Origin of the sequence: Lentzea sp., from assembly GCF_035525475.1 — a bacterium.
Taxonomy (GTDB): Bacteria; Actinomycetota; Actinomycetes; order Mycobacteriales; family Pseudonocardiaceae; genus Lentzea.
In genome coordinates, this window is the sequence record NZ_DATLEC010000031.1 from 1 (window position 1) to 17,121 (window position 17,121).

The window sequence follows — 17,121 nt, forward strand, 5'->3', positions numbered from 1 at the left end:
TGCTGCGCGGCCTGATCCGCGCGGTGCAGGCCGCGCAGCACCGGCGTTGGGGCGACATCGCCGCCGCCATCGGTGCCGCACGCGAGGGCCTCGATCTGCTCAGCAGGTTCGTCGACCCCGCGGCCGACAGCGGCCAGGGCATCGGCCGGCTCACGCTGGAACTGGTGCTCGCGTTGATGGACGCGAACCGCCTGCTCGACGCGAGCGAGGTCGGCACCCCGCTGCTCGAACGCCCGGTGCGCGCCCCCTCGGCGTCGACCTCGGGCTGGCTGCGTCTGGCTCTGGCAACGCGCGTGCACCTGCCTGCGGGCCGTGTGGCACTGGCTCGCGAGATGCTGCGCGAAGCCGCGGTGAGCGCCGAACGCCACCAGCTCGACACCCTCCTGGCGGAAAGCCTGCTCGCGCTGGCCCACGTGCACGAGGTGTCCGGTGAACTGGCCGACGCGCTCACGAACCTGCGCTCCGCCCACGCCGCCGAACGCCGCAGAGCCCGCGCCGTCTACGCGGTGCGCGCGCGGCTGGCCGCCGAGTTCGCCGGCGTCCACCGCCAGCCCGCCGACCTGCACCAGCAACTGGCGAGCCTGCTCCGCCCGATCGAGGGCGTGCAGGTGGTCACCGACGGCGTCCTGTCCGCCGCCCTGAAGCAACAGCTCCGCCAGTGGCGCCCGGTCCAGGTCCGCAAGGGCGACGGGCTGAAGGTCAAGCGCGTACGCAGAGCTGCCGAAGACATGACCGTGGATGGTTTGTCCGCGGCCCGACAACACGCCGCCGACCGCTGGCGCATGGTCCAGCCGTTCGGCGAACCCGACGACAAAACCCCGGACCCAGTGGAACCACCACCCTCATCTTCTTCTGACCGCACCGTCCCGGCCTCAGGCCTGATCGCCTCAGCAGGCGCCATGGTGAGCGGCCGCCGCCGCGCTGCCCGAGTGGCCGCGGGCGAAATCGACGATGACCAGCCCACGGCCGTCACCGAGTCTCCCGCCACCCCGGAACCGCAGCTGACTCCGGACCAGGAACGTAAGCGCAAGGTCGAGCAACAGCTCATGGAGCTGCAGCGCGAGGCCCGCCGCCAGATCGAGGCAGAACGCCAGGCCCGCGCCGACCAGCGCGCCAAAGCAGAACGCGAAGCAGCCGAAGAGGCCGCCCGCGAAGCCGCGGCCCGCGAGGAGGCCGCACGCCAGGAAGCGGCACGTCAGGAGGCCGCGCGTCAGGAAGCTGCCCGCGAAGCCGCCGCCCGTGAGGAAGCGGCCCGCGCGGAAGCCGCCGCACGCGAAGAATCCTCCAGATCCCAGCCGGAAAGCGTCATGGACATGCTCAAGGCCCAGGGCCTGCGAGCAGGTGGCCGCCGCCGGGCCCCGGACTCCGAGGCCCAGTCCGAAACCCCGTCCTGGCGAGTGGAACCCCCGTCCCATCGACGCCAGGACGACCCGGCCCAGGACCAGTCGCCGAACTACTTCGCCGACCCTGCCCCGGCCTCGGACTCCGCACCCCAAAACCTCGCCGCGGGCGCCCACTCCGCACCGGACGGCCCGAACTACTTCGCGGACCCGGATACTCCCGACCGCCCTTCCCGCTCGGGCCTGGCCGCGGCGTTCTCCCGCCCCCCGGCGGCCCCGGACTTCGGCCCTCACCTGGACGACTCGGCCCCGGCCTACCCGCCGCTCACCCCGGCCGGGGGCTTCCCGTCGTCCCCGGCCCCCGAGGACGAGCGCAGGCTCCCCGAACGCGACTACACCAACCTCGCGTTCACCACCCCGCAGTGGTCGACGGCGTCAATCCCGTCCCCGGAACCCGCGGAACACCCAGACCCGACCCACCCAAACCCGACCAACCCGGCGCCGCCCTCCGACCCGGACCCGGACCACAAGCCGCTCCCGCCCATCCCGGACCCGGTCCCGCAGGTGCCGACCCCTGACGAGATCCCGCAACCCACACAGCCGGACCTGCTCTCCAGCACGTTTCTGAGTTCCGCGGACATGGAGGCGGAGGACGACCCCTCCACCCTCCCGACAACCCCGGTCCGCGTCACCCCCACCCCAGACCAGCCCGGCTCCACCCCACCGGCGTTCGGCAGTCCGTCCGGTTTCGGCGCCCAGGACGGATTCGGCGCCCAGCCCGGTTCCGAGACCGAGCCTGGTTTCGGTGGTCGCCCCAGCTCCGGCGCTCAGCCGAGCTTCGGCACGCAATCCGGATTCGGTACTCAGCCCGGGTTCGACACTCAACCGACTTTCGGGCCGCAGACCAGCTTCGGCACGCAGTCGGCGTTCGGTAGCCAGACGAGCTTCGGAACCCAGCCCACCTTTGGCACTCAGTCAGGTTTCGGAACCCAGCCCGACGCCACCCCGCCGTCCGACCAGGCGGACCAGCCAGACCCTGCAGCCTGGGCCAACTTCGACTTCGGACCTGATTTCGAGGCCGACACCAACGTGGTGATGCTGACGGGCCCGGCGACCACCGCCGGACCCAGCCCAGCCACCTATCCCGACTTCGCCGCACAGCCAGGTCAGTCCACCGCGCCAGACCCGGCCGCTCCCGCAGAAGCCGGATTCGGCTCGGATCCGCAGTACGACTTCTTCGCCTCGGAGTCCGAGCCGGTCGTCCCATCGGCCACCACCGATCAGTTCGGCATCGCCGAAACTGACATCGGCGACGCCACGCCGACCGGCGGCGAGCCGGCAGGCGCAGGCCAACCCGCCGAGGCCAAGGGCGAGTCCGGCACCCGAACAGGCCGCCCGAGCAGCCGTCGCAAGCCGAGCGACCTGAGCCTCGCCGACCTGCTCACGGAAGCTCTCGTCGCGTACGAAACCGGCCGCCGCTCCGACGAGGAACAGCTCGAAGCCGCCGACCTGGCCACATCGGGGTTGTCCACCACCGACCCCGAGCCACCCGACGCGGCTGCCCAGCCCTACCTCGCACAACGGCCCGGCGAGGCAGAGCCGCCGCCCAGCGCGGACTCGCTCTTCCACCCCGGCCAGTCAATCGGTTCGCAGATGGCCGCGGAAGCTCAGTCAGGTGCCGACTTCTCGTTCCGGCCGGGGCAGTCCTTCGGGTTACCGCAGCCCCCAGCGGCTGCCGAAGGCCAGAGCACGGAGTCAGGGTTCGGCTCGCAGCGACCCACCGCGGAGACTCCGCAGCCAGGCTCGGCGTCCTATCTCCTCCCGGAGCAGCCCTACAGCCCGTACCAACCCTTCACGGAGTCGACGCCCGCGACCCAGCCGGAGGCCAGGCCGCCCACGGAGTCCGAGCAGGAGAAGACCGGCCCGATCGTCCCCGTGGGCGCCACCCCGGACAGCGAGACCACCGGTCCCATCCGTCCCGTGCGGCCGGACGGCCCCGCCGGCTGGACTCTGCCCGGTACGTGAGCCCGTACTTGGCCGGAATTTCCACCGCACCGGCCGGCACCAGGTCGCCGGCCCATGATCGGATGAGTGCTGAAGGAACCGACTCTGGAGTGCTCCTCACCACTGTTGGTGCAGGGGCCCGTCCACGATGCGGAATGTGTTGCAGCCACTGATGATGTGACTCGATTCAGCCCTCGATTCAGTGGTTCGTCAGTGCCCCTCCCGTTGCCGGGGACGGCCGCCATCCCATCTAGGGTGGGGGCGGACCCGGCACACAGAGGTGCCGGATAGCGTGGAGTCGCCTGAAGATGACCTCGACTGGAGCCCCGACCCGATCCGACGACGTCCCCGCGGTAGCCACCGCGGCGGACGGGAGTCGAACGGCCAGTCCTGAGCAGGTCCGTGACGAGCTGATCGAACGGGCCGCCGCCAATGCCCCCGAACTCGCTGACCTGATCCGCCTTTTCTACCGCCACGTTCCCGCCGAGGAAGTCAACGACGACGACCCGGTGGACCTGGTCGGAGCGGTGCGGTCGAACTACCAGCTCGCCGAGAGCCGCGTCCCCGGACGCGCCGCGGTGCGCATTCTCAACCCGACGCGCTCGGCCGACGGGTGGCAGTGTCCTGTCACGGTCGTCCAGGTCGTGACGGACGACATGCCCTACCTCGTGGACTCGGTCGCGTCCGAGCTCACGCGCGCCGGTGTGCAGGTCCAGCGCGTCGTGCACCCGATCGTCGTCGTGCGCCGCGACCCGGTGACCGGCGAGCGCACCGAGGTGCTGCCGTCCGCCGACCCCGCCGACCCGCCCGCCGACGCGCTGGCCGAGTCGTGGATGAACATCGAGGTCGACCTCATCACCGACCCCGATCGCGCCCGCGAGCTCGAGACCCGGCTGCAGACGGTGCTGACCGACGTCCGCGAGGTCGTCGAGGACACCGATCGCATGGTCACCACGGCCCTGCAGCTGGCCGACGCACTGGAGAAGGACTCGTCCGAGGCCACCACCGACGGCGCGAAGCTGCTCAGGTGGCTCGCGGACGGGCACTTCACGTTCATGGGCTACCGGCAGTACGAGCTGCTGCAGGAGGACGGCGAGCCCGCGCTGCGGGCCGTGCTCGCGAGCGGCCTCGGCGTGCTGCGCCAGGACAGCCTCGCCGCCCGCAGCCTCACCGCCGGGCCGGACAACGGCGCGCAGGCGCTCAGCACCGAGCTGCTCGTGCTGACGCAGGCGAGCGCGCAGAGCAGCGTGCACCGCAGCGTCTACCCCTACTACGTGGGCGTGAAGACGTTCGACGGCGAGGGCAACGTCTCCGGCGAGCACCGCTTCCTCGGCATCTTCAGCACCACGGCGCTGCACGAGGACGTGCTCGACATCCCGGTGATCGAGCGCCGCGTGCGCGAGGTGATCCACCGCGCCGGCTTCCCGCTGCAGTCCTACTCGGGCCAGCGGATGCTCGAGGTGATCCAGAACTACCCGCGCACCGAGCTGTTCTCGGTGGACGCGGACACGCTCTACCAGACGACGACGGGCGTCATCGCGCTCGCGGAACGGCGGCGGCTGCGGCTGTTCCTGCGCCGCGACCCGTTCGGCCGCTTCTTCTCGTGCCTGGTCTACCTGCCGCGCGACCGCTACACGACGACGAGCCGCCTCGCGATGCAGGAGGTGCTGCTCGCCGAGCTCGGCGGCCTGAACCTCGAGTACAGCGCGCGCATCGGCGAGTCCGCGCTGGCCCGCGTGCACTTCATGGTGCACACGGAGCCGTCGCGCACGCTGGAGCCGGACGTCCAGGCGATCCAGGCCAAGCTCGCCGAGGCCGTCCGCAGCTGGGACGACCGCATGGTCGAGGCCGTCGGCGGCGACGCCCTCGGCGCCGAGTCGGCCACCGAGCAGGGCCAGCGGTTCGCCGCGGTGTTCCCGGAGGCCTACAAGGAGGACTTCCCGGCCTCCATCGGTCTCGAGGACTACCGGCGCATCGAGGCGCTCGCCGAGGGCGACCTCGACATGGTGTTCTACGTGCCCGAGGACGCCGAGGCGGGGGAGCGGCGGTTCAAGATCTTCGTGACCGGCGCCGGCATCACGCTGTCCGACGTGCTGCCGATGCTGCAGCGCATGGGCGTGATCGTGGTCGACGAGCGGCCGTACGAGATCGCGCGCGAGGACGGCGTGCAGTGCTGGATCTACGACTTCGGCCTGCGCATCGCCAAGGCCGCGCTCGCGCAGCTGTCCGAGGCCGACCTCGACAACGTGCGCGTGCGGTTCCAGGACGCGTTCGCCGCCGTCTGGCGCGGTGAGGCCGAGGTCGACAGGTTCAACTCGCTGGTGCTGCAGGCGGGGCTCACCTGGCAGCAGGCCGCGATGCTGCGCGCGTACGCGAAGTACCTGCGCCAGGCGGGAACGCCGTACTCGCAGGACTACATCGAGGACGCCGTGCTCGGCCACACGAGCGTGGCGATCGCCCTGGTGGCGTTGTTCGAGGCCCGGTTCGACCCGCGGCTCGACGAGGCCACGCGCGCCGACCGCACCGAGACGATGGTCGTCGAGACCGGCAAGCTGATCGACGACGTGACGAGCCTCGACGCGGACCGGATCCTGCGCAGCCTGCTCACGATGATCAACGCCACGCTGCGGACGAACTACTTCTTCCGCGACGCCGACGGCAACGCCCGGCCGTACCTGTCGGTCAAGCTCGACCCGCAGGCCATCCCGGACCTGCCGGCGCCGCGGCCGAAGTTCGAGATCTTCGTGTACTCGCCGCGGATCGAGGGCGTGCACCTGCGCTTCGGCAGCGTCGCGCGCGGTGGTCTGCGCTGGTCCGACCGCCGCGAGGACTTCCGCACGGAGATCCTCGGCCTGGTCAAGGCGCAGGCCGTGAAGAACGCGGTGATCGTGCCGGTCGGCGCGAAGGGCGGCTTCGTCGTCAAGAAGCCGGTTCCGCTCACGGGCGACCCCGGCCTCGACCGCGAGAACACCATGTCCGAGGGCATCGCCTGCTACAAGATGTTCATCTCGGGCCTGCTCGACCTCACCGACAACTTGATCAACAACGAGGTCGTGCCCGCGCCGCAGGTCGTGCGCTACGACGGCGACGACACGTACCTCGTCGTGGCCGCGGACAAGGGCACCGCGACGTTCTCCGACATCGCGAACGGCGTGAGCCAGAGCTACGGCTTCTGGCTGGGCGACGCGTTCGCCTCCGGCGGCTCGATCGGCTACGACCACAAGGCCATGGGCATCACGGCCAAGGGTGCGTGGGAGAGCGTGAAGCGCTCGTTCCGCGAGTTCGGCGTGGACACGCAGACCCAGGAGTTCACCGTCGTCGGCATCGGCGACATGTCCGGTGACGTGTTCGGCAACGGCATGATGCTGTCCGAGCACATCCGGCTCGTGGCCGCGTTCGACCACCGGCACATCTTCATCGACCCGAACCCGGTGGCGGCGAGCTCGTTCGCCGAGCGAGTGCGGCTGTTCACCGTCCCGCGGTCGTCGTGGGACGACTACGACCGCTCGTTGATCAGCGAGGGCGGCGGCATCTTCCCGCTCACGGCCAAGTCGATCCCGATCTCCGAGCAGGCCCGCGTCGCGCTGGGGCTGCCGGAGGGCGTGGTGAAGCTGTCCCCGCCGGAGCTCAAGAAGGCGATCCTGCTCGCGCCGGTCGACCTGCTGTGGAACGGCGGCATCGGCACCTACGTCAAGGCGTCGACCGAGTCGCACGCCGACGTCGGCGACAAGGCGAACGACTCGATCCGCGTCGACGGCGGCGAGCTGCGCGTCAAGGTCATCGGTGAGGGCGGCAACCTGGGCCTGACCCAGCGCGGCCGCATCGAGTTCGCGCGCGCCGGCGGCAAGGTCAACACCGACGCGCTCGACAACTCCGCCGGCGTCGACTGCTCCGACCACGAGGTCAACATCAAGATCCTGCTGGACCACCTGGTCCGCGAGGGGTCGGTGGAGCAGCAGCAGCGCAACGAGGTCCTCGCCGAGATGACCGACGAGGTCGGCGAGCTCGTGCTGGCGGACAACTACTCGCAGAACAACGTCCTCGGCGTCAGCCGGGCGCACGCCGCACCGATGCTGTCGGTGCACGCGCGTCTCACGGCCGACCTGGAGGCGCGTGGCGCGCTCAACCGCAAGCTGGAAGCGATGCCGAGCGTCGCGGAGTTCAAGGCGCTGGAGAAGTCCGGTCAGGGTCTCACCTCGCCGGAGCTCGCCACGCTGCTCGCGTTCACCAAGCTCACGCTGAAGGAAGAGCTGCTCGCGAGCGACATCCCGACGATAGACACGTTCACCCGCAAGCTGCCGGACTACTTCCCGAGCCTGCTGCGCGAACGTTTCGGCGCGGCCATCCCGAACCACCCGCTGGCGCGGCAGATCATCACGACCGTCGTGGTGAACGAGGTCGTCGACGGTGGCGGCATCTCCTACGCGTTCCGGCTGGCCGAGGAGACGAGCGCGTCGGCGACGGACGCGGTCCGCGCCTACGCCGTGGTCACCCAGGTCTTCGACCTGCCGTCGATCTGGCGCGAGATCGAGGCGCTGGACAACGTGGTGCCCACCGACGTCCAGGACAGCATGGTGCTCGAGACCCGCCGCCTGCTCGACCGCGCGTCGCGCTGGCTGCTCTCGAACCGCCCGCAGCCGCTCGCGGTGGGGTCCACGATCAACCGCTTCCGCGGCGTGGTCGAGGAGCTCAGCCCGTTCGCCTTCGACCTGCTGCAGGGCAAGGAGTACGACGTGGTCGCGGGCAAGGCGGACCGGTACGTCGAACAGGGCGTCCCTGCCGAGCTGGCGCGCAAGGTCGCGGCGCTGCTCTACATGTACGGCCTGCTCGACGTCACCGAGATCGCCGAGCTCGCCGAGCGGGAGTTCGGCCCGACCGGCGGCGCGGGCCCTGAGCGCTCGCACCGCGAGACGGCCGAGCTGTACTTCGCGCTGTCCGACCACCTCGACATCGACCACATGCTGGACTCGGTGACGAACCTGGAGCGCGGCAACCGCTGGCACGCGCTGGCACGGCTGGCTCTCCGCGACGACTTCTACTCGTCGCTGCGGGCCATCTCGATCGACGTGCTGCGCGCGAGCGACGAGGGCGACACGGCGAGCGAGAAGATCGCCAAGTGGGAGCAGGCCAACGCCTCCCGCCTGGCCCGCTCGCGCGGTGCGCTGGAGGAGATCAACCGGGTCCACCAGCTGGACCTGGCCACGCTCTCCGTCGCCGCCCGCCAGGTGCGGAGCATGGTCCGCTAGCAGCGGGACCGGAGCGAAATCGGGGCGTCGCGGAATCCCCTCCGCGGCGCCCCGACGTCTGCAACAACGTCAAACGACCTGCTCGAGTTCCGCGCGGTGCGCGATCGTGCGGCGCCGCCAGGAGCTGAAGGCACGCGATGAGACGATCGCGGAAGCGACGAACGGGACCCTCACGGACTCGTAGGGCGCGACATGTCCTGTGGAGGGTCACACGGTCGTGGACGGTAAGGTCCCTGCATGGGTGTCTTCGTCACTGGTGTGCGGCCGCGGTGGTCGGACATGGATGCGTTCGGCCACGTCAACCACGCGAACACGGTGACGTTGCTGGAAGAGGCCCGCATCGAGCTGCTCTTCACGGAGGCGGCCCGCCACGGCGTGAAGGAGATGGCCGAGGGCATGGTCGTGGCGAGGCTGGTCGTCGACTACCTCGCGCCGATCGTGTTCACCGGCGAGGACATCGTGGTCGAGATGTCGGTGCGGGAGCTCAAGTCCGCGTCGTTCACGCTCGACTACGTGGTGCGCGGCAGCCGTGAGCCGGACAGCCCTGTGGTCACCAGGGCGGAGACGTTGATGGCGCCGTACAACGTGACGACGGCGCGTCCGCGGCGGTTGACCGACGCGGAGCGCGATTTTCTCGCCGGGTGGCGGGCAGGGGGTAGTGGTGCCTGAGCTGGTGCTGGCCGACGCGGCCGAAAGAGACGATCTCGGGGCGTTCGCGGCTCGTGCGGTGCGGCTGGACGCGCAGACCGTCGTGCGGCTGCGCAACCGCAACGAGGAGCTGCTCGACGCGTGGGTCGCCACGCCGTTCGACACGCTCGCGACGCGAACGGTTGTGGGACAGGCGGATCCGGCCGACGTGACGGTGTCCGGGTCGGAGTTGCTGACCGGGCTCGCGGTCATGCGGGACGAACGCATCGACCCCGGACCGGCCAAGGACCTGATGTGGCGTTCGGCGCTGCCGCCCGCCGACGGCTGGCTGGTCGTCGACAGGCTGCCCGTCGAGGTCGTGTCGAAGATCGCGGACGAGGGTGTCGAGGTGGCGCGGGAGAACACCGGCCCGAACGGCACGCCGCCGGCCTCGTTGCTCGACCAGGCCGTGCTGACCGTCAGCGGGTCGGGACTGGACGTGAAGATCCCGCTGCGGTGCCTGTTCGCGTTGTCCGGCATGGGTTTCCTCGCCGAGGACGGGGACGTGCGCGTGACCGCGACCGACTCGTGGCTGAGGATCGACGCCAAGTTCGGCGCCGTCGTCCGCCGCCGGCACTCGATGCTGCCGCTGATCGTCTGACCCTGGAGTTACCTGCAGGTTCGCTGTCCGGGAAAACCGTGCGTCGCAAGCGGATGCGCGTGGCACGATGTCGCGCGTGTCCGCCGAAACGCACGAGGAGACCGAGTACCGCGTCTCGACGCTGGAGCTCTTCTTCGACCTGGTCTTCGTCTTCACCATCACGCAGCTGACCGGCACGCTGGCCGACGACACGTCGCCGCTCGGGTTCGCGCAGGTCGTGATCATGCTGTTCGTGATCCTGTGGATGTACTTCGGGTACGTCTGGCTCACGAACGCCGTCCCGCCGAACACCACCGTGCGGCGGTTGCTGCTCATGGCCGGCATGGGCGGCTTCCTCGTCATCGCGCTCGCGATCCCCAACGCCTTCGGCACCGCCGGCGTCGCGTTCGGCATCGGCTACCTGATCGTGAACCTGGTGCACTCCGGGCTGTTCATCTCGGCGGGCGGACCGGGTTCGGCGGCGGCCATGGCGCGGCTGGCGCCGTTCAACCTCGGTTCGGCGGGCCTGGTGTTCGCCGGCGGGTTCCTGCCGCCCACCGCCCGTGCGGCGGCCTGGGCCGCGGCCGTGGTGCTCATGGTCGTGTCGCCGTACGTCAACCGGAGGCACGGGGAGTTCCGGATCCGGTCGGCGCACTTCGTGGAACGGCACGGGCTCGTGGTCATCGTGGCGCTCGGCGAGTCGATCATCGCGATCGGCATCGGCGCCGCGGGCCTGCCGCTCAGTCTGCAGCTCGTCGTCGCCGCGCTGCTCGGCCTGGCGCTCGTCTACGCGCTCTGGTGGTGCTACTTCGGCCGCGAGCAGGATCTGCGTGCCGAGCACAGCCTCGCCGCGATGTCCGTGCCGGACCGCGCACGTGCGGCCATCTCGGCGTTCGGCTGGGCGCACGCACCGATCCTGCTCGGCGTCGTCGTCGTGGCCGTCGGCGTGAAGAAGACCATCGGGCACGCCACCGAGCACCTCCACCTGAGCGGTGCGCTGGCGCTGGGCGGTGGCGCGGCGATCTTCCTCGTCGGCGAGATCTACTTCCGGTGGCGGCTGGGGATCGGCACCAACACCTACCGGGTCATCGCGGCCGTCGCGTCGCTCGCGACCGTGCCGGTCGGGTTGTGGCTCGCCATCGCCCAGGTCGCCGCGCTGGTGCTCGTGTTCGGCGCGCTGCTGGTGGCGGAGGAGAAGCTGCGGGCGTGACGAGCACGCCCGCAGCTCCACATCACACGAGCCAGACAGCGGTGTCGGGCGGGAGCTGGTCGCCGTCCATCGGACCGGACGACAGCAGCACCTGACCGGGCGGTAGCGGCACGGACGCGCCCGAGGTGTTCAGGGCGCAGATCAGGCCGCCGCCCTTGCGCCGGAACGCGAAGCAGCCCGCCGGGGCGCCGTACCACTCCAGCTCCTCGCCGGCGAAGCCCGCGTTGGACTTCCGGTGCTCCAGCGCCTCCCGGTACAGCGACAGCATCGAGCCCGGGTCCTCCAGCTGCGCCTCCGCCGTGAGGTGGTCCCACTCGTTCGGCTGCGGCAGCCAGGTGCTCGCCGACGTCGAGAACCCGAACGGGGGCGAGGTGCCCTCCCACGGGATCGGTACGCGGCAGCCGTCACGGCCGCGCTCGGTGTGGCCGGAGCGCTCCCAGGTCGGGTCCTGCAGGGCCCAGTCCGGCAGCTCCACGTTCGGCAGGCCGAGCTCTTCGCCGTTGTAGAGGTAGATCACGCCGGGCAGGGCCAGCTCGACCAGCGTCATCGCACGTGCTCGCTGCTCGCCCAGCGCGCCGCCGCCGTAGCGGGTCACGTGCCGCACCACGTCGTGGTTGGACAGCGTCCAGGCGGCGGGGGTGCCGGACAGGGCCACGGCGGCCAGGGAGTGCTCGATGGCCGACCGGACGGCGTCGGCGTCGAAGCCCGCCTCGACCAGCCGGAAGTTGAAGCCCAGGTGCAGCTCGTCGGGGCGGACGTAGGCGGCGAAGCGCTCGTCGTCCTTCACCCAGATCTCGCCGACGGCCATGGTGCCGGGGTAGCCGTCCATGACCTTGCGGATCATGCGGTGGATCTCGTGCACGCCGTCGTTGTCGAAGCGCGGGTCGCGCACGTCGTCGGACAGCACGCCGGGGACCTGCGTGCGGATCTCCATGTCCGGCAGGCCTTCTGGCTTGGCCATGCCGTGCGCCACGTCGATGCGGAAGCCGTCGACACCGCGGTCCAGCCAGAACCGCAGCGTGTGCTCCAGGTCGGCGCGGACCTCCGGGTGCTCCCAGTTGAGGTCGGGCTGCTCCGGCGCGAACAGGTGCAGGTACCACTGGCCGTCGGGCACGCGGGTCCAGGCGGGGCCACCGAAGACGGAGACCCAGTTGTTCGGCGGCTGGGAGCCGTCGAAGCCGCGGCCCTCGCGGAAGATGTAGCGCGACCGCTCCATGCTGCCGGGACCGGCCTGCAGGGCCTCCTGGAACCACTGGTGCAGGTCGCTCGTGTGGTTCGGGACCAGGTCGACGGTCACCCGGATGTTGTGCTCGTGCGCGTCCGCCACCAGGCGGTCGAACGCGGCCAGGTCGCCGAACATCGGATCGACGTCGCGCGGGTCGGCCACGTCGTAGCCGTGGTCGGCCATCGGCGAGCGGTAGAACGGGGTGAGCCAGAGGGCGTCGACCCCGAGCAGCTCCAGGTAGCCGAGGCGGGACCGGATGCCTTCGAGGTCGCCGACGCCGTCGCCGTTGGAGTCGGCGAAAGAGCGCACGTACACCTGGTAGAAGACGGCATCACGCCACCAGGCGGTCTCTTCGGCGATCTCAGGGGTGAGGTCGGAGGATCGTCGCACGAGGGGTCATCCTGCCATTCGTCTCGCTGCCAAAGGACCCGAACGGGTGATGGATGGTCACGACCAGCTGTTCATCAAGCTGTTCGCGGCCATCTCCATGTAGTCCCAGAGCTGCTTGCGGTGGGCCTCGTCCAGACCGGCTTCGTCGACGGCGATCCTCATGCAGCGCAGCCACGCGTCCCGTTCGATCGGACCGATCTTGAACGGTGCGTGGCGCATGCGCAGCCGCGGATGGCCCCGGTTGTCCGAGTAGGTGTGCGGGCCACCCCAGTACTGCACCAGGAACAGTCGCAGCCGCTCCTCCGCAGGTCCGAGGTCTTCCTCCGGGTACAGCGGGAGGAGCACCTCGTCGGACCTCACCTCTTGGTAGAAGCGCGCGACGACGCGGTGGAAGGTCTCCTCGCCGCCGACCTGTTCGAAGAAGCTCTCGGGGTTTCCCACACACCCATCCTGACTCACGCCGCCCGGCGGGTGCAGACCACCCCGGGTGTTGGTCCTGCCATAGGCGGGTGAACTGGCAGGACGCCGGGTGATCATCGTCTCGAATGCGTGTTCTAACTCACCCGGCATCCGCGTTTGAACTACTTCGCGGTGAAGCCGGCCTCTTCCAGCGCGGGCATCAGCTGCGCGCGCAGGTTGCGCTGGACCGCCCACTGCCGGCCGGGGCGCGTCTTCACGGTGACCCGCAGGGTGATCCCCTCCGGCGTGAACTTCTCCACGCCGAGCACGTCGGGCTTGGCCGTGATGTCCGACTTCAGCGGTTCCTTCTCGGCCACCTGGGCGGCCCGGCGCTCCAGCACCCCGGTCGCCTCCGCGAGGTTCGCGCCGTAGCTCAGCGGCAGGTCGACGACCGCGACCGCGAAGCCCTGCGACGAGTTGCCGACGCGCAGGATCTCGCCGTTGCGGACGTACCAGACGGTGCCGCCGGTGTCGCGGATCGTGGTGGTGCGCAGGGCGACCGCCTCGACGGTGCCGGTGATCGACGGGCCGAGATCCACGACGTCGCCGACGCCGTACTGGTCCTCCAGCAGCATGAACATGCCGGACAGGAAGTCCTTCACGAGGTTCTGGGCGCCGAAGCCGATCGCGACGCCCAGGATGCCCGCCGAGGTCAGCACGGGCGTGATGTCGAGCCCGATCACGATCATGATCTCCAGGAACGCTATCCCGAAGATCAGGATCGTGACGATCGACTTCAGCACCGAGCCGATCGTGCGGGCGCGCTGCTCGCGGCGTTCCGAGATGAGGTTCCCGAGCGCCTGGGGAGCGCGTTCCCGCAGTGGTTTGAGCAGTCCCGGCTTCTTGCCTTCCTTGCCGGGGATGGTGATGCGGTCGATGATCTTGCGAAGCACGGCCCGCAGCACGAAGGCGGCGATCAGGATCACGACGATCTTGATCGCGCCCGCGAGGATCATCGGGCCGTACTTCTCGAAGAAGCCCACCGCCTGTGCGGTTCTGGTGGCGACGTCATCCACGGGACTCGTCACGTGGTCGTGCCCTCCTACAACTCCATGCCGGTGGCATTCGCGAGAAACGTCAGCTGGTCCACGGCGAGAGACACCGTCCGGCTGACCGACCTGCCCGCGTGACCGACCTCGGTCTCGCGCCTGATCAGCACGGGGTGCTTGGTCGGATCACTGGACGAAGCGTGCTGCAGCGCGGCGCACATCTTCCTGGCGTGGTTGGGGTCCACACGAGAGTCCGACTCGAACACCGTGAACAAGACGGAAGGGTACTCAACGTCCGTTACCACTCGGTGATAAGGCGAGTAGGAGAGCAGCCAGCCCAGCTCCTCGGAAACGCTTGCGCTGCCGTACTCGTCGGCCCACAGCCGTCCGAGCAGGAACTTCTCGTAGCGCACCATGTCGAGCAGTGGCGCTGAGCACACCACGGCGGCGTAGAGCTCCGGGCGCTGGGTGAGGGCGGCGCCCACGAGGAGGCCTCCGTTGGAGCCTCCCATGATCGACAGCTGCTGCGGCGTGGTCCACCCGTCGCGGATCAGGCGCTCCGCCGCGGCGTGGAAGTCGTCGAACACGTTCTGCTTGTTGGCGCGCATGCCGTCCACGTGCCAGTCCTCGCCTTCCTCGTCGCCGCCGCGCAACGACGCGTGCACCCACACGCCGCCCGCTTCGACCCACGCCAGCGTGGTCGCGCTGTAGCCGGGGCCACGGCCGATCGCGAAGCCGCCGTAGCCGGTGAGCAGCGCGGGACGGGGCAGGTCGGGCTTCTGCTCGCCGCTGACCACGAACATGTGGACCGTCGTGCCGTCCTTGGACTCGTAAGCGATCTGCTGCGTCGTGACGGTGGGCAGCTCGACACGGCCCGGCGCGGCCTCGTGCAGCACCGTTTCGCCGGTCGACGTGGAGAACCGGTACACCGACTGCGGCGTCACGAAGTCCGTCCACCCGAACCACAGGGTGTCCTGGTCGTGGGTCGTGTGGACGTCCACGACGGACATGCCGTGCACCGAACCCGTGCCGGGCAGCGGGATCTCCCGCCTGTGCGCGCCGGTCGCGGCGTCGTGCAGGTGCAGTTCGGACACCGCGTGCCTGGTCCTGAGCACCACCAGGTCGCCGTTCAGCCAGCGCACGCCGTCGAGCACCGAGTCCGGCTCCTCGCCGATGAGCTCGGTCCACTCGGTGGGGTTCCCGGGGTCGGCGACGCAGAGGCGCTGCCGCGACGCGCCGTGGTTGGTGTGCAGGTAGAGCCTGCCGTCACGCGCCACCGACGCGGAGCACTGCACGCCTGCCTCGGACAGGATCACCGGCTTGAGCGCGGCGTCGCCGTGCAGGTCCGCGATCCACACGGAGTCGTGCTTCATCGTGCTGGGCGCACCGCTCACGACCAGCCAACGGCCGTCGTGCGAGACGTTCAGCGTGTAGTAGAAGGTGGGCGCCTGGTCGTCGCCGTGCATGTTGAGGTCCGTGTCCGGGTCCGTGCCGACGCGGTGGCGCCACACGCGGCGGTGGAACAGCTTCTCGTCCTCGGGCAGCAGCGCCGGGTCGAGCTGGCGGACGTAGAAGAACTCCTCGCCGCCGGGCAGCCAGCCGATCGCGGAGTAGCGGCACCGGTCGATCGGGCCCTCGATGAGCCGACCGGACTCGACGTCGATCACGTGCAGCAGCGAGTGCTCGTTGCCGCCCAGGGACACCTGGTAGGCGAGGCGCGTGCCCTCCAGGCTGGGGGACCAGCCGTCCAGGGTGGTCCTGCCCGACGGGTCGAGCACGCTCACGTCGAGCAGCACGCGCTCGGTACCGTCGGTCTCGCGCACCACGACGACGGGGTGGTCCTGCTCGGGACCGCGGCGGGTGAAGAACGCCCTGCCGGCGCGCCAGGTCGGCGTGGACACCGACCCCGTGCGCATCAGCTCCTTCACCCTGCCGTCGAGACGCTCCCGGCCGGGCATCGCGTCCAGCCAGGACCGTGCGAGCACGTCCTGGGCCTGCGACCACTCCTCGGTGCGGGGGTCCGCCGTGTCCTCGAGCCAGCGGTACGGATCGGCGACGGTGCGCCCGTGGATCTGCTCGGCGAGGTCCAGCCGTTCGGGGACCGGGTAGGTGATCGTCGCAGGCAGTGGTGTGGAGGGGGCTTCTGTCACCTTGTCAAGGGTAGCGGCTGTTGAAAACCATCCCCGATAGGGCGCGGGTTCAGCCCGGGTTCGATCACACATCCGTGACACGTCACTTATCACACGTGATTTTTTCCTGGTAAGTGTGGTCTCCTAGGGCTGAACCGGTGGAGGTGGTCGCGTGCCAGACCGACAACCGACCCCTATCGGCGCCTCGCAACCGCGCGAGCCGGCGCCGACGGTCCCCCCATGCCGAAATCAGCCCGAGCTGAGGGCGGTGCCGGATGGGGGTCGAGACGGGGGAGGTTCCGGTCCGATGCCGGCGGTGTACCCCTGGGGGAGACGCAAGGTCCTGCTGCTGAACGCCACGTTCGAGCCGCTCACGGCCCTGTCGCTGCGCCGGGCGGTCGTGCTGGTGGTGTGCGGCAAAGCCGAAGTAGTGCACGGAGACGCCTCCGGGCTGGTGCTGCACTCGTCGAAGTCCGAGGTGCTCGTGCCGTCCGTGATCCGGCTGAGCACCTACGTGCGCGTTCCCTATCGCGGCCGCGTGCCGATGACCCGTGCCGGGCTCATGCACCGCGACCGGTACCGCTGCGCGTACTGCGGCGGGCGGGCCGAGACGATCGACCACGTCGTGCCGCGCAGCCGCGGCGGCCCCCACTCGTGGACCAACTGCGTGGCCTGCTGCGCCAGGTGCAACCACCGCAAGGCCGACAAGCTGCTGTCCGAGCTGGGCTGGCGGCTGCGCGTCGTACCCGCGGCGCCACGGGGCCCGCACTGGCGGCTGCTCGCCGGCGTGGCCGAGGCCGATCCGCAGTGGTTGCCGTACCTGGGTGAGCCCGCGGCCTGATCCGGGAGTTCCCCGACGGGT

Annotated in this window: 9 protein-coding genes and 1 pseudogene; 6 read left to right on the forward strand and 4 right to left on the reverse strand. The window is 70.1% G+C overall.

Features of this window, described 5'->3' with window-relative positions; translation table 11 throughout:
- The 5 genes and pseudogenes from VM306_RS04230 to VM306_RS04250 form a co-directional block, all read left to right on the forward strand.
- Positions 1–3,365: pseudogene (locus VM306_RS04230) on the forward strand (hypothetical protein); the annotation flags it as partial.
- Between the two features lie 287 nt (positions 3,366–3,652).
- Positions 3,653–8,590: an NAD-glutamate dehydrogenase gene (locus VM306_RS04235; RefSeq protein WP_325511051.1), complete on the forward strand. Its 4,938-nt coding sequence runs from the start codon at positions 3,653–3,655 to the stop codon at positions 8,588–8,590.
- Positions 8,591–8,827: 237 nt separating this feature from the next.
- Positions 8,828–9,259, forward strand: coding sequence for a thioesterase family protein (locus VM306_RS04240; RefSeq protein ID WP_325511053.1), 432 nt, complete (start codon positions 8,828–8,830; stop codon positions 9,257–9,259).
- Positions 9,252–9,878, forward strand: coding sequence for a hypothetical protein (locus VM306_RS04245; RefSeq protein ID WP_325511057.1), 627 nt, complete (start codon positions 9,252–9,254; stop codon positions 9,876–9,878). Before VM306_RS04240 ends, VM306_RS04245 begins: the two co-directional genes overlap by 8 nt.
- 76 nt (positions 9,879–9,954) lie before the next feature.
- A complete protein-coding gene (locus VM306_RS04250) occupies positions 9,955–11,067 on the forward strand; it encodes a low temperature requirement protein A (RefSeq protein WP_325511059.1) in 1,113 nt (370 codons plus the stop codon).
- A gap of 22 nt (positions 11,068–11,089) precedes the next feature.
- Here the strand turns inward: VM306_RS04250 and VM306_RS04255 are convergent, their stop codons facing one another.
- The 4 genes from VM306_RS04255 to VM306_RS04270 form a co-directional block, all read right to left on the reverse strand.
- Complete coding sequence (locus VM306_RS04255) at positions 11,090–12,682, reverse strand: glycoside hydrolase family 13 protein (RefSeq protein WP_325511061.1); 1,593 nt, start codon at positions 12,680–12,682, stop codon at positions 11,090–11,092.
- A 57-nt stretch (positions 12,683–12,739) separates the two neighbouring features.
- The gene (locus VM306_RS04260; RefSeq protein WP_325511063.1) at positions 12,740–13,123 is read right to left on the reverse strand and encodes a globin; all 384 of its coding nucleotides are present in this window, start codon (positions 13,121–13,123) and stop codon (positions 12,740–12,742) included.
- Positions 13,124–13,263: 140 nt separating this feature from the next.
- Positions 13,264–14,097, reverse strand: coding sequence for a mechanosensitive ion channel family protein (locus tag VM306_RS04265; RefSeq protein ID WP_325511066.1), 834 nt, complete (start codon positions 14,095–14,097; stop codon positions 13,264–13,266).
- 86 nt (positions 14,098–14,183) lie between these two features.
- Positions 14,184–16,280 (reverse strand): prolyl oligopeptidase family serine peptidase, encoded by a 2,097-nt coding sequence (locus tag VM306_RS04270; RefSeq protein WP_325511064.1) that lies wholly within the window; start codon positions 16,278–16,280, stop codon positions 14,184–14,186.
- A gap of 151 nt (positions 16,281–16,431) precedes the next feature.
- On the opposite strand from VM306_RS04270, the gene VM306_RS04275 reads away from it, so the two are divergent.
- Positions 16,432–17,100 carry an HNH endonuclease gene (locus VM306_RS04275; protein WP_325511065.1) on the forward strand — a complete coding sequence of 223 codons (669 nt, stop codon included), beginning with the start codon at positions 16,432–16,434 and terminating at the stop codon, positions 17,098–17,100.
- Positions 17,101–17,121 lie beyond the last annotated feature (21 nt).